Origin of the sequence: Kribbella albertanoniae (assembly GCF_004348455.1) — a bacterium.
Classification (GTDB): domain Bacteria; phylum Actinomycetota; class Actinomycetes; order Propionibacteriales; family Kribbellaceae; genus Kribbella; species Kribbella albertanoniae.
In genome coordinates, this window is sequence record NZ_SMKA01000083.1 from 1 (window position 1) to 12,596 (window position 12,596).

Annotated in this window: 12 protein-coding genes; 9 read left to right on the top strand and 3 right to left on the bottom strand. The window is 68.1% G+C overall.

Translation table 11 applies throughout. The annotated features are described in order from the left end of the window. The first annotated feature begins 18 nt into the window (after window positions 1–18). The 5 genes from E1261_RS19245 (at window position 19) to E1261_RS19265 (ending at window position 5,271) form a co-directional block, all read left to right on the top strand. Window positions 19–1,320 (top strand): hypothetical protein, encoded by a 1,302-nt coding sequence (locus E1261_RS19245; protein WP_132408288.1) that lies wholly within the window; start codon window positions 19–21, stop codon window positions 1,318–1,320. Window positions 1,321–1,450: 130 nt separating this feature from the next. Continuing rightward, the gene (gene guaB, locus E1261_RS19250; RefSeq protein WP_132408290.1) at window positions 1,451–2,962 is read left to right on the top strand and encodes an IMP dehydrogenase; all 1,512 of its coding nucleotides are present in this window, start codon (window positions 1,451–1,453) and stop codon (window positions 2,960–2,962) included. Window positions 2,963–2,987: 25 nt separating this feature from the next. Next, window positions 2,988–4,094 (top strand): GuaB3 family IMP dehydrogenase-related protein, encoded by a 1,107-nt coding sequence (locus tag E1261_RS19255; protein ID WP_132408292.1) that lies wholly within the window; start codon window positions 2,988–2,990, stop codon window positions 4,092–4,094. After that, window positions 4,091–4,810, top strand: coding sequence for an acyl-CoA thioester hydrolase/BAAT C-terminal domain-containing protein (locus E1261_RS19260; protein ID WP_132408294.1), 720 nt, complete (start codon window positions 4,091–4,093; stop codon window positions 4,808–4,810). The genes E1261_RS19255 and E1261_RS19260 overlap by 4 nt, the downstream gene beginning before the upstream one ends. Before the next feature lie 62 nt (window positions 4,811–4,872). Continuing rightward, a complete protein-coding gene (locus E1261_RS19265; protein WP_132408296.1) occupies window positions 4,873–5,271 on the top strand; it encodes a hypothetical protein in 399 nt (132 codons plus the stop codon). On the opposite strand, the gene E1261_RS19270 is transcribed toward E1261_RS19265, so the two are convergent. Then, window positions 5,268–6,734 carry a hypothetical protein gene (locus E1261_RS19270; RefSeq protein WP_132408298.1) on the bottom strand — a complete coding sequence of 489 codons (1,467 nt, stop codon included), beginning with the start codon at window positions 6,732–6,734 and terminating at the stop codon, window positions 5,268–5,270. The genes E1261_RS19265 and E1261_RS19270 overlap by 4 nt on opposite strands. A 125-nt stretch (window positions 6,735–6,859) precedes the next feature. Between E1261_RS19270 and E1261_RS19275 the strand changes: the two genes are divergently transcribed. The 4 genes from E1261_RS19275 to bsaP all read left to right on the top strand — a co-directional run bounded on the left by E1261_RS19275 (window position 6,860) and on the right by bsaP (window position 11,936). Next, window positions 6,860–8,452 carry a succinic semialdehyde dehydrogenase gene (locus E1261_RS19275; RefSeq protein WP_132408300.1) on the top strand — a complete coding sequence of 531 codons (1,593 nt, stop codon included), beginning with the start codon at window positions 6,860–6,862 and terminating at the stop codon, window positions 8,450–8,452. Between the two features lie 21 nt (window positions 8,453–8,473). Beyond that, window positions 8,474–10,183 (top strand): GMC oxidoreductase, encoded by a 1,710-nt coding sequence (locus E1261_RS19280; protein ID WP_132408302.1) that lies wholly within the window; start codon window positions 8,474–8,476, stop codon window positions 10,181–10,183. A gap of 581 nt (window positions 10,184–10,764) precedes the next feature. Next, window positions 10,765–11,760, top strand: a complete 996-nt coding sequence (gene bioB / locus E1261_RS19285; RefSeq protein WP_132408304.1) for a biotin synthase BioB — start codon at window positions 10,765–10,767, stop codon at window positions 11,758–11,760. Next, window positions 11,757–11,936, top strand: coding sequence for a biotin synthase auxiliary protein BsaP (gene bsaP / locus E1261_RS19290; protein ID WP_132408306.1), 180 nt, complete (start codon window positions 11,757–11,759; stop codon window positions 11,934–11,936). Before bioB ends, bsaP begins: the two co-directional genes overlap by 4 nt. Window positions 11,937–11,938: 2 nt before the next feature. Here the strand turns inward: bsaP and E1261_RS19295 are convergent, their stop codons facing one another. Further along, window positions 11,939–12,253 (bottom strand): DMT family transporter, encoded by a 315-nt coding sequence (locus E1261_RS19295; RefSeq protein ID WP_132408308.1) that lies wholly within the window; start codon window positions 12,251–12,253, stop codon window positions 11,939–11,941. After that, window positions 12,253–12,591 carry a DMT family transporter gene (locus E1261_RS19300; RefSeq protein WP_132408310.1) on the bottom strand — a complete coding sequence of 113 codons (339 nt, stop codon included), beginning with the start codon at window positions 12,589–12,591 and terminating at the stop codon, window positions 12,253–12,255. Before E1261_RS19300 ends, E1261_RS19295 begins: the two co-directional genes overlap by 1 nt. Window positions 12,592–12,596 lie beyond the last annotated feature (5 nt).

Here is a 12,596-nt window from a genome sequence, read left to right on the forward strand (position 1 = left end):
GAGCAGGGGAGGGGCATCATGGCTGACCGATTCGACTTGGACGCGATCGACGCCGATGACGCACTGCTCGACCTGCTGGCTGCTGGAGGGGAGTCCGCACGGTTCGCGGGCGAGCACGACCCGGCCGTCGCGCTGCTGGCCGAGCTACGGCTGGCCGTGGAGGTCGAGGACGAACTCCCGGTGGAGACGATCGACGACCCGGAGAGCTTCCTGGCGCGTTGTGCTGCGCTGAACCCGGTGACGGACCCGTTCGCCCGCAAGATGGCGGCGCGTGGTCTGGCCCTCGGGGTCGCCGCGGTGGCCGCGCTGTCGGTCTCCGGTGTGGCCGCGGCCGTCACCGGCAACCCGCTGTCGCCGTACGAGAAGGTGATCGAGAAGATCACCGAGGCGGTCACGCCGTCGACGGACTTCCCGAAGGAACAGCTCGAGGGATATCCGGTCCTCGACAAGGCCAAGATCGTCAAGGTCCAGAAGAACTTCCAGAAGAAGCAGGAAGACAAGGCCGCCGAGGCCGAGCAGGACAAGACGCTGGCCAACGGCGAACTGCCGCAGGCGAACGTCGAGCCGCAGCCGCCGCTGGCCCGGCCGCCGGTGGAGACCAAGCCGTCGGTGATCGAGCAGCCGGTTCCGCAGCCGACCCAGCCGACGACCACGCAGCCGCCGGCCGACCCGGAGCCGGGCGACCCGACGACCAAGCCGACCGACCCGGGCCCGACCGACGAGCCGACGACGGATCCGAGCACACCGCCGGAGACGCCGCCGCCGACCACGCCGACCGACCCGCCGTCCTCGCCGCCGCCGACGGATCCGACCAGTCCGCCCACCACGCCGACGAACAACGGCGAGACGGGCAACAACACGAATCCGACCAACCCCAACCCAGGCAGCACCGACCCGACCACCGTGCCGAGTACGGCGCCGTCGGGTGACACCGGCCAGACCGGTGAGACCGGTGACGGCAAGCCGACCGAGGTCAAGCCCAGTACGCCGCCACTCGGTGACCAGCCGGGCGACACCAAGCCGGCCGAAGACCCTGCCGAGGTGATCAAGGACGTCGTACCGGTCCTGCCGACACCGTCCGGTGCGCCGGAAGTGGTGCCGAGCGTGGTGCAGTTCTTCGGTAGCGGGCTGGAGCTGATCGGCAAGCACTCCAACGGCAAGGTGACGACGGGCTCGGTCCGCGAGCACTACGCCAAGGGCAAGCACTCCACGGGGTCGTACGCGGAGGGTAAGCACGCGGCGATCGCGCGCACCCACGGCTCGCTCGACGACGCGACCGTACTGCGGATCCTCGGGGTGCTGAACAGCCGCTCCAAGTGAACTGAACGCTGATTCAGGGCCCGGGTCTGCACCCGGGCCCTGGTCATGGGTGGAGACCGATTCTGACTCCGGGTAATGGCGGCATACGATGGTGGTCCGTTCTCGCCGGACAAAGGTGCACGTTTTTCCCATGGACATCACAGCCGCTGGAGTTCCCGACAAGTTTGCCGCGCTCGGCCTGACCTTCGACGACGTGCTGCTGCAGCCGAACGAGTCGGATGTCATCCCTTCCGAGGCTGTCACCCGGTCCCGGGTGAGCCGCAACATCGAGGTCAACATCCCGCTGCTGTCCAGTGCGATGGACACCGTCACCGAGGCCCGGATGGCGATCGCCATGGCCCGCCAGGGCGGGCTCGGCGTGCTGCACCGCAACCTCTCGATCGAGGACCAGGCCCAGCAGGTCGACCTGGTCAAGCGGTCGGAGTCCGGGATGATCGCGCAGCCGATCACCATCGGCCCGGACGCCAGCATCGGCGAGGCCGACGCGCTCTGCGCGCAGTACCGGATCTCCGGCGTACCGGTCGTCGACAACGCCGGCGTCCTCGTCGGCATCGTGACGAACCGTGACATGCGTTTCGAGAGCGACATGAACCGGCCGGTCCGCGAGGTGATGACCAAGCAGCCGCTGATCACCGGCAAGCAGGGCATCTCCGCCGACGACGCGATGGCCCTGCTCAGCAAGCACAAGGTCGAGAAGCTGCCGCTGGTCGACGCCGACGGCAAGCTGACCGGTCTGATCACGCTGAAGGACTTCGTGAAGCGGGACAAGTTCCCGCTCTCCACCAAGGACGACCACGGCCGGCTCCGCGTCGCCGGGGCGATCGGCTTCTTCGGCGAGGCCTACAAGCGGGCGATGACACTGGTCGAGGCCGGTGTCGACCTGCTCGTCGTGGACACCGCCCACGGTCACTCGCAGGCGCAGTTGGAGATCATCCGCAAGCTCAAGGCCGACCCGGCCACCCGTGGCGTCGACGTCGTCGGCGGCAATGTCGGGACCAGGGGCGGCGCCCAGGCGCTCGTCGACGCGGGCGCGGACGGCGTAAAGGTCGGCGTCGGACCGGGCTCCATCTGTACGACGCGCGTCGTGTCCGGCGTCGGTGTCCCGCAGGTCACCGCGATCTATGAGGCCTCGCTGGCCTGCAAGCCGGCCGGTGTCCCCGTGATCGGCGACGGCGGCCTGCAGTACTCGGGCGACATCGCGAAGGCGCTCGTCGCCGGTGCGGACACGGTCATGCTCGGCTCGCTGCTGGCCGGCTGCGAGGAGTCGCCCGGCGACCTCGTCTTCATCAACGGCAAGCAGTTCAAGGCCTACCGCGGCATGGGCTCGCTCGGCGCGATGCAGTCCGGCGGGTTGCGCAAGTCGTACTCCAAGGACCGCTACTTCCAGAACGATGTCGGCAGCGACGAGAAGCTGATCGCCGAGGGCGTCGAGGGCCAGGTCCCGTACCGCGGTCCGCTGTCGGCCGTTGCCCACCAGCTGATCGGCGGCCTGCGCCAGTCGATGTGGTACACCGGCGCCCGCACGGTGTCCGAGCTGCAGGACAAGGGCCGTTTCGTCCGGATCACCTCGGCCGGCCTGCAAGAATCGCACCCGCACGACATCCAGATGACGGTCGAAGCGCCGAACTACTCCGGCCGCTGATCCGCCTGCAAGCGAAGGACACCAGATGACCGAGATCGAGATCGGCCGGGCCAAGCGCGGGCGGCAGGCTTACGCGTTCGACGACATCGCGATCGTGCCGTCGCGCCGGACCCGGGATCCCGAGGAGGTTTCGGTCGCCTGGCAGATCGACGCGTACCGGTTCGAGCTGCCGATCCTGGCCGCGCCGATGGACTCGGTGATGTCGCCGGCGACGGCGATCGCGATCGGTAAGGCCGGCGGGCTCGGGGTGCTGAACCTCGAAGGGCTGTGGACGCGGTACGAGGACCCGAGCAAGCTGCTCGAGGAGATCACTTCCCTTGATCGGGAGCTGGCCACGCACCGGCTGCAGGAGATCTACTCGGCGCCGATCAAGCCTGAGCTGATCTCCCAGCGCGTGCAGGAGATCCGTGACTCCGGTGTCACGGTGGCCGGCGCGTTGTCGCCGCAGCGGACCAAGCAGTTCGCGAAGCACGTCGTGGACGCGGGGGTCGACCTGTTTGTCATCCGCGGTACGACGGTGTCGGCCGAGCACGTGTCCGGGCAGGCCGAGCCGCTGAACCTGAAGCAGTTCATCTACGACCTGGATGTCCCGGTGATTGTCGGCGGCTGCGCCACGCACCAGGCTGCGCTGCACCTGATGCGGACGGGGGCGGCCGGCGTACTGGTCGGCTTCGGTGGTGGTGCTGCGCACACGACGCGCAAGGTGCTCGGGGTTGCGGTGCCGATGGCGTCGGCGGTTGCTGATGTTGCTGCGGCTCGGCGTGACTACATGGACGAGTCCGGTGGTCGCTACGTGCACGTGATCGCGGACGGCTCGGTCGGTCGCTCCGGCGATGTCGCGAAGGCGATCGCCTGTGGTGCCGATGCCGTCATGGTCGGTTCGCCGCTGGCCCGCGCCAGCGATGCGCCCGGCGGTGGGTACCACTGGGGCGCCGAGGCCTGGCACGCCGACCTTCCCCGTGGCGAGCGCGTCGAGGTTGGCGTCACCGGCACGATGGAGCAGATCCTGTTCGGCCCGTCCTGGGTCCCGGACGGCACGATGAACCTGGTCGGCGCCCTCAAGCGCGCGATGGCGACCACGGGCTACACCGAGCTGAAGGAGTTCCAGCGGGTCGAGGTCGTCGTCGGTTGACGACCGGGATCCTGATCCTGCACGGTTCCAGCGGTACGCCGGACTTGGATCGGGCCCGGATTCTGCGCGACGAGGGGTACGACGTACTGGCTCCTGCCTGGCCTGTTCGGGCCGAGGTGCCGTTGGAGTCGTTCCCGCTCGACGAGCTTGCAGAGCGCAACGATCGGCTCGTGGTGATGGGCAGCTCATGGGGTGCCGAGGCTGCGCTGCTGCTCGGCGCGCTCGACGAGCGGGTGAACGCGGTGGTCGGGTTCGCCCCGAGCGCCTATGTCTGGGCGCGCGTCGATGACGACGGACACCAGCGGTCAGCCTGGACGTGGCAGGGGGAGCCGCTGCCGTTCGTGCCATTCGATCCCGACTGGAAGGCGGATGCGGATCCGCCGAGCTACACCGGGATGTACTGGCAGAGTCTTCGCAAGTGTGACGACGTGGAGTCGGCAGAGATTCCGGTCGAGCGCATCCGCGACGTACTGCTGATCGCCGGTGGTGACGACAAGGTCTGGCCGTCGGTGGCCTTCGCCGCGGAGATCGGTCGGCGGCGTGGTGCGTTGCCGACGCGGCAGGTGGTCGGCGAGGCTGCCGGGCATCGGGTGGTGTTGCCGGGCGAGCTGCCGAAGAACGCGGGGCAGCGGATGGCCCGGGGTGGTACCGAGGCGGCCGATCGTGAGCTCGGCGCCCGCGCGTGGCCGGAGATTCTGGCCGTTCTGGCCGGGTGAGTTTGCGGGGAGCGACGTGCGGTGACCGGGCGTGGGTTGGTGAACTCTGGAAGGATTGCGGCATGGGACTGTTCAGCCGAGGCAAGCGCAGCGACGATGCCGACAACACCGCTCTTGCGGGAGCGCGTGGGAAGCTGACGTCGGACGACGTGGATCAGGTGCGGTTCCTGATCACCTCCAAGCGGCTGGTGAACGCCACGAAGCTGGTGATGGACCGGACCGGGCTGGACCTGAAAAAGTCGAAGCAGATCGTCGACGAGATCCGGTACGGGACGTACGTGCCGCCGATTTCGGAGACGCCGCTGATGCGCAGGCCGGGGACGAATCTGGCCGAGCGCACCCGCGCGTTGAAGGCGGCCGGTGAGCTGCACCAGGCGACCGCCCTCGTGGTCTCCGAGACCGGCATGACCGAGGTCGAAGCCGGCCTGTTCGTCGGTGCGCTCAAGCCCCAACAGGACTAGCCGATACGGCGTTCCGGGCCGGTGAGGAGCTGCTGAGCTGCCTCGTGGGCGTGCTGGGAGGCGGTGAGATCACCGGTAGCGGCTAGCAGGTCGCCGTGGTGGCGGTAGCAGTCGGCGGCCAGATCCTTCATCTCGGGATCGTCGTCGGTGAACGGGATCAGGGCCGTGGCCACCTCGGCACACCACACCGCGAGGTCGAGAGCAAGCTCGAGCCGACCGGATTGGTAGTAGGCGTTGGAGACATCGCGCAGCAGCTTCGCCCAGATCGGTGCGTAGGTGCTCGTCTCGTACCGCATCCGCTGTGACTCGCGCTCCGAGGAGATCGCGAACAGGTAGTGCGCCTCCACGCCCAGCGTCAGTGCAGTGTCCACGTCCTGCAACAGTAGCTGCGGGACGAGCTCAGCCAGCTCGGTCGCGCGCACTGCGGCCGACTCGGGGTCGGTGCGGCCGGAGACGGTCGCCAGCGTCATGCCAGGCGCTGGCTCGGCCAGGGCGAGCAGGCGGAAGTACTGCTCATACGGACCGAGCTTGATCTCCGCGTTCTCCAGTGCGGTGACCAGGGTCAGCGGCAGACCGCGCTCCAGCTCCTCGGTGACCCGAGCAGCCGTCTCCGCGTCGGTGTCGAAGGCGGTGCGCAGGCAGGTCTCGCCCTCCATCACGCGCCCGACGATTCCGAGGTGCTTGCCCTTGCGGGTGAGCGCGGCGACCAGGGTGCGCATGTCGGTCGCGGAGTCCGAGTCGGCGAGGGTGTCTGCCGTGGTCAGGCCGATCTCGTCCGCCTCCAACGCCAGGTCGAGCCGGCCCTCGGCCGCATGGACGTCGGCCGATACGGCGGTCGCCGTACAGAGGTAGCGCGCGTAGGACAGGGACTGCGGGCTCTCGTTGATCTGGTCGGCGAGCTGCAGGAACAGCTGGGTGGCCGCGTCCGCGGAGGCGACGGCCAGCGCGGGATCGCCGTACCGGCGCAGGATCAGCGCGTTCATCGCGAGCACCCGGGCGAAGTCCGGCTGGTGCCGCAGTCCGTCCTCGCCGCTGACGAGCTGCCCGTACGAGATGACCGCGCCATCCATCTCCAGTACGGCGGTTGCCCCGCGACCGCGGTGTGCCTGCGTCATCGCCCGCCGTGCCCGGATATCGGCGAGGAAGGATGTGGCGTCGAGCACACCGGCGTCGCTCAGCTCGGTATAGCCCAGCTGCGCTTCGTGCAGCGCGGCCAGCGCCTCCTCATGCCGTCCGGACGCGTTCAGTGAGCCGGCCAGCTCGTACTGCGTCGCGGCCATCAGATGCTTGGCCTCGTAGTGGTTCGGACTCCCCTCGGCCCGTTCCCTGGCCAGCTCGATCACACGCTGCTGGTAAGGCCCCGCCTCGTCGGCACGGCCTTCCTCGATCAGTACCTGGGCTGTCTGCAGCGCCTCACCGAGCTCGTCCTCAGGAGGCGAGAAGAGCCCCCCGCTGTCCACCATCTTGTCGTTCCACCCCTTCGAAGCTTCAGCCGTCCAGCCTAGGGCAATGCATCTGCACGTGCAGGAGGACACGAACACGACTTCCACTACTGACACTTCCTATTACTGACAGGTAGCCTGGCCAGATGAGCGAGCAGACGTCAATCCCTGCTGACCCGGAGCTTGATCCGACCGCGTCGTACGCGACCGATCAGTCGGTCATCCGGCGGTTGTCGGGGTTGCTGCGGGCCTCGGCCGGGACCCGGACGACGTACGCGCCGGCGACCGGGCAGCCGATCGCGGACCTGCCTGTCTCGAGTCCGGACGACGTGATCGCCGCGGTGCGGTCGGCGCGGAAGACCCAGCTGAGCTGGAAGCGGGTGCCGTTGGACGAGCGGGCCGCGATCCTGCTGCGCTACCACGACCTCGTCCTGGACCACCGGCACGAGCTGGTCGACCTGGTGATCCGGGAGTCCGGCAAGGCGCGCAAGCAGGCCTTCGAGGAGGTCGCGCACGTCGCGCTGACCGCCCGGTACTACGGGCGTAAGGCGCACGAGCTGCTCGATCCGCAGCGAAAGCTCGGCATGTTCCCGGTGCTGACCCGCGCGGAGCAGCGGTTCGTCCCGAAGGGTGTCGTCGGGATCATCTCGCCGTGGAACTACCCGCTCAGTATGGCGATGGCCGACGGCCTCCCCGCGGTCCTGGCCGGCAACACCGTGGTGCACAAGCCGGACAGCCAGACCCCGCTGACCGCTCTGCGGGCGATCGAGCTCCTGTACGACGCCGGCCTGCCGCGCGAAGCGTGGATCCCGGTGAACGGGGACGGCCCGACGGTCGGCGGCGCGATCATCCAGAACACCGACTACATCTGCTTCACCGGTTCCACGAAGACCGGGCGGCTGGTCGCGCAGCAGGCGGCCGAGCGACTGATCGGTTTCAGCCTGGAGCTCGGTGGCAAGAACCCGATGCTGGTTCTCCGTGACGCCGACGTGCAGCGCGCGGCCGAGGGCGCCGTACGGGCTTGTTTTGCGAGTGCCGGTCAGCTCTGTGTGTCGATGGAACGCCTGTACGTCGCCGACCAGGTGTACGACGCGTTCGTGACCGCGTTCGTCGCCCGGGTGAACAAGCTGAAGCTGTCGGCCGGGACCGGCTGGGACGTCGACATGGGCTCGCTGATCTCGAAGGCGCAGCTGGAGACGGTGACCCGGCATGTCGAGGACGCCAAGTCCAAGGGCGCCGTCGTGCTCGCCGGCGGGAAGGCGCGGCCGGAGATCGGCCCGCTGTTCTACGAGCCGACCGTGCTGTCCGGCGTGACGCCCGCGATGGAGTGCTTCGACAACGAGACCTTCGGGCCGGTTGTGTCGATCTACCGGTTCTCGGATGAGTCCGAGGCGATCCAGCGCGCGAACGAGGGCGAGTACGGGCTGAACGCGAGCGTGTACACCCGGGACACCCGCCGCGGCCGCGCGGTCGCGGCCCAGTTGGTGGCCGGCACGGTCAACGTGAACGAGGGCTACGCAGCGACGTTCGGCTCGATCGACACCCCGATGGGTGGCATGCGCTCCTCCGGGGTCGGCCGCCGTCAGGGCGTCGAAGGCATCCGCCGGTACGTCGATCCGCAGGCGATCGCCACCCAGCGACTGCTCCCGATCGCGGCATCGCACGGCTTGTCCGACCAGGCGTACGCCGAGGTCATGACGGGCGCTCTCCGCGTGCTCAAGAAGCTGGGTCGCGCTTGATCTTCTAGCTTGGAGAACCACATGTCCTTCGACTATGACGTGCTCATCATCGGGTCCGGGTTCGGCGGATCCGTCAGTGCGCTCCGGCTGACGGAGAAGGGCTACGACGTCGCGGTGCTCGAGGCCGGCGCGCGGTTCGAGGACTCCGGGTTCGCGAAGAACTCTTGGGACAAGAAGCGGTTCCTGTTCGCGCCGAAGCTGGGGTGCTACGGCATCCAGCGGATCACCGCGCTCAAGGACGTCATCATCCTGTCCGGCGCGGGAGTCGGCGGCGGCAGCCTCGTCTACGCGAACACGCTCTACGAACCGCTGGACGCGTTCTACTCCGACCGTCAGTGGGCGCACATCACCGACTGGAAGTCCGAGCTCGCGCCGTACTACGACCAGGCGAAACGCATGCTCGGCGTCACCACCTACCCCGGATTCACCCCGGCCGACGAGGTGATGAAGCAGGTCGCCGACGAGATGGGCGTGGGGGACACCTTCCACCCGACCCCGGTCGGCGTCTTCTTCGGCTCACCCGGCGTCGAGGTCGACGATCCGTACTTCGGTGGCGCGGGGCCCCGCCGTACCGGCTGTATCGACTGTGGCGAGTGCATGACGGGCTGCCGGCACAACGCGAAGAACACGCTGACGAAGAACTACCTCTACCTGGCCGAGAAGGCGGGAGCGCAGGTCTATCCGCTGACCACGGTGACCTCGGTCGAGCCGCTGGCCGACGGCGGGTACGCCGTGGACACCCGCGGGACCGCGGATCGGAAGAGCGTCCGCCGGTTCACCGCGCGGCAGGTGATCTTCGCGGCGTCCGCCCTCGGTACGGCGAAGCTCCTGCACCGGCTGCGGGACGAGAACAAGCTGCCCCGGCTGTCGACCCGGCTCGGAGTGCTCACCCGGACGAACTCCGAGTCCCTGCTGGGCGCGATGGCGATCAGCCGCGATATCGACTACACCCGCGGAGTCGCGATCACCTCGTCGTTCCACCCGGACGAGATCACCCACATCGAACCGGTCCGCTACGGGCGCGGTAGCAACGCGATGTCGTTGCTGCAGACCGTCCTCACCGACGGGGACGGCGATCGGCCGCGCTGGCGGACGTGGCTGCACGAGCTGCGGGTGGAGTGGCGGAACCTGCGCCGGCTCTACGACCTGAAGCACTGGTCCGAGCGGACGGTGATCGCGCTGGTCATGCAGACCGCGGACAACTCGATCACGACCTTCGGCAAGCGGGACCGGTTCGGCCGCTGGCGGCTGTCGTCCGAACAGGGCCACGGCGCCCCGAACCCGGCCTGGATCCCGGTCGCGAACGAGGTGGTCCGCCGGATGGCGCGGGTGATGAAGGGGACGCCGGGCGGCACCATCGGCGAACCGTTCAACGTGCCGATGACCGCGCACTTCATCGGCGGCTGCGCGATCGGCGACTCCCCGGCCACCGGCGTGGTCGACCCCTACCACCGCGTCTACGGGTACGACGGCCTGCACATCATGGACGGATCGGCGATCTCGGCCAACCTCGGGGTGAACCCGTCGCTGACGATCACCGCCCAGGCCGAGCGGGCGCTGTCGTTCTGGCCGAACAAGGGAACGGCGGACCCCCGGCCGGCCGAGGGAAAGCCTTATCAGCGGCTGCAGCCGGTTACTCCGGTGTCTCCGGTGGTGCCCGCGGATGCGCCCGGCGCACTGCGGCTGCCCGTGGTCCAGATCACTACAAAGCAGCCTGTGACGAAGTCGTAACGCATTCCTGATCTTTCAGCGCGGTAATTCCTCGGGCGCATTGCGAACCCCGAGGAAATGAAAGAACCTCAGCCTCTGGAGAGGCTGAGGTTCATTACTGAAAGGTGCCGTAAAAGGGAGCGAGCCCCTCGGGAACGTTTCCGCCCAAATCGTTTCCCGAGGGGCTCACTCAAGCCGGGGTGAGGCGCCCGGCGCTTTGGGATCGGGTCACCAACCATGGCTGGCGACCCGAGCTCTTGGTCACTACCTTACATCCGATTCCGTGAGTTTCGAGCCCTGCGGAGTGGTTGTTATCACTCTGCGTGCTGTTCGTAATGATCAGCTACTCGTTGCTCTTTGTTACCGGGTGGCGGTCTTCCTTGCGGTAACCGCCTCTGCTCACATCAACGAGCCCTTCTACAGGGGGTTACGAGGTTCCCAACAAAAATCCAAAAACTTTCTCCGGCCCCTTGCCAAGGTAGCGCAGAGTTGCTGAATGCTCAGCGGTCCACATGACGCGGGCCACAGCCCCGCCGTACCGGCCTGCCCTAGTGTGTGGCCGGGTTGAGTCGACCCATCGGTCCGGATCAGGCAGGAGAACCATGGGCGACATCGTGGACGTGGCACGTGAGCAGGTACTGGAGCGGGGCGTCGGCCTGAGCCAGGAGCAGCTCGTCGAGGTGCTGCAGACGACGGACGACAGGTTGCCGGAGCTGCTCGCGCTCGCGCACGAGGTCCGGGTGAAGTGGTGCGGCGAGGAGATCGAGGTCGAGGGGATCATCTCGCTGAAGACCGGCGGGTGCCCCGAGGACTGCCACTTCTGCTCCCAGTCGGGTCAGTTCACCTCTCCGGTGCGCGCGGTCTGGCTGAACATCCCCGAGCTGGTCCAGGCGGCTCAGGAGACCGCGGCGACCGGTGCGACCGAGTTCTGCATCGTGGCGGCGGTCCGCGGCCCGGACGCACGGCTGATGTCGCAGGTGAAGGCTGGTATCGAGGCGATCAACGCTGCGGTCGAGATCAACATCGCCTGCTCGCTCGGGATGCTCACCCAGGAGCAGGTCGACGAGCTGAAGGCGATGGGGGTGCACCGCTACAACCACAACCTGGAGTCGGCGCGCTCCTACTTCCCGGACGTCGTCACCACGCACTCCTTCGAGGAGCGCTGGGAGACGTGTCTGATGGTCCGCGAGTCCGGCATGGAGCTGTGCTGCGGCGGACTGGTCGGAATGGGTGAGTCCCTGGAGCAGCGTGCCGAGCTGGCCGCGCAGCTGGCCGAGCTGGAGCCGCATGAGGTCCCGCTGAACTTCCTGAACCCCCGGCCGGGCACACCGTTCGGTGACATGGAGGTGATGGACGGTAAGGACGCACTGCGCACCATCGCCGCCTTCCGGCTCGCCATGCCGCGCACAGTGCTCCGGTACGCCGGTGGTCGCGAGCTGACCCTTGGTGACCTGGGCACCCGGGACGGACTGCTCGGTGGGATCAACGCCGTGATCGTGGGGAACTACCTGACCACGCTGGGCCGCCCGGCCACGGCTGACCTCGACCTGCTGGCCGAGCTCAAGATGCCGGTCAAGGAACTCCAGAAGACGCTGTGACCTTCTGCAGCCACTGTGGTCGCGAGCTGACTGACGGCAGCCACGAGAGCTGCCGTCAGGCCTTGGTGATGGAGCCGCCGCGCTACTGCGCCGAGTGCCGCCGGCGGATGGTCGTGCAGGTCCACCCGATGGGGTGGACCGCCCGCTGCTCCGCCCACGGCACTGTGCAGTCCTAGCTTCAGTGGCCCAGTTCGACCAGTAGGACGCCGGCCATGATGCTGGCGATGCCCAGGCCCATCAGCCGGGTCAGCGGCTCGCGGAACAGGATCTTGCTGGCGACTGCGGTCAGGGCGACGCCGGCCGCGGCCCAGACGCCGTACGCGACACCGATGCCCATCCCGCGCTGCAGGGCCAGGGAGATCAGGACGAACGCGAACACATAGCCGGCGCCGACACCGGCGTACCAGGCCTTCCGGCCGACTGTTGCCATCCGCAACGACAAGGTCGCGCCGACCTCGGAGATGATCGCGGCGGCGAGAAAGATCCAGGCCATCAGACCTCCACCTGCGCTGCCTTGTGGTGGCCGATCTCGACCAGCAGGACACCGCCGATGATCAAGGCCAGTCCACTGAAGGTGACCGCGCTCAGCGGTTCACCGTAGATCGCCGCACCCAGGACGGCGGTGCTGGCGACGCCCAGCGCGCCCCAGATGCCGTAGGCGACACCGAGCGGCATGCCGGTCCGGAGCACGCCCGACAGGAACACGAACGACGCGGTGTAGCCCGCGAGGACCAGTGCGTACCACGCGGGATGTTCGAGAGCTGCCTTCAGTGCCAGCGATGCGCTCACCTCCGTGACAACGGCGCCGGCCAGCAACAGCCACTTCTTCATCGGGT

Excerpts from the sequence above, each read along its gene's own strand:
- E1261_RS19280 (WP_132408302.1), top strand. The coding sequence starts at position 8,474 with ATGTCCTTCGACTATGACGTGCTCATCATCGGGTCCGGGTTCGGCGGA.
- E1261_RS19275 (WP_132408300.1), top strand. The coding sequence starts at position 6,860 with ATGAGCGAGCAGACGTCAATCCCTGCTGACCCGGAGCTTGATCCGACC.
- E1261_RS19245 (WP_132408288.1), top strand. The coding sequence starts at position 19 with ATGGCTGACCGATTCGACTTGGACGCGATCGACGCCGATGACGCACTG.
- E1261_RS19300 (WP_132408310.1), bottom strand. The coding sequence starts at position 12,591 with ATGAAGAAGTGGCTGTTGCTGGCCGGCGCCGTTGTCACGGAGGTGAGC.
- E1261_RS19270 (WP_132408298.1), bottom strand. The coding sequence starts at position 6,734 with ATGGTGGACAGCGGGGGGCTCTTCTCGCCTCCTGAGGACGAGCTCGGT.
- E1261_RS19255 (WP_132408292.1), top strand. The coding sequence starts at position 2,988 with ATGACCGAGATCGAGATCGGCCGGGCCAAGCGCGGGCGGCAGGCTTAC.
- E1261_RS19265 (WP_132408296.1), top strand. The coding sequence starts at position 4,873 with ATGGGACTGTTCAGCCGAGGCAAGCGCAGCGACGATGCCGACAACACC.
- guaB (WP_132408290.1), top strand. The coding sequence starts at position 1,451 with ATGGACATCACAGCCGCTGGAGTTCCCGACAAGTTTGCCGCGCTCGGC.
- E1261_RS19295 (WP_132408308.1), bottom strand. The coding sequence starts at position 12,253 with ATGGCCTGGATCTTTCTCGCCGCCGCGATCATCTCCGAGGTCGGCGCG.
- bioB (WP_132408304.1), top strand. The coding sequence starts at position 10,765 with ATGGGCGACATCGTGGACGTGGCACGTGAGCAGGTACTGGAGCGGGGC.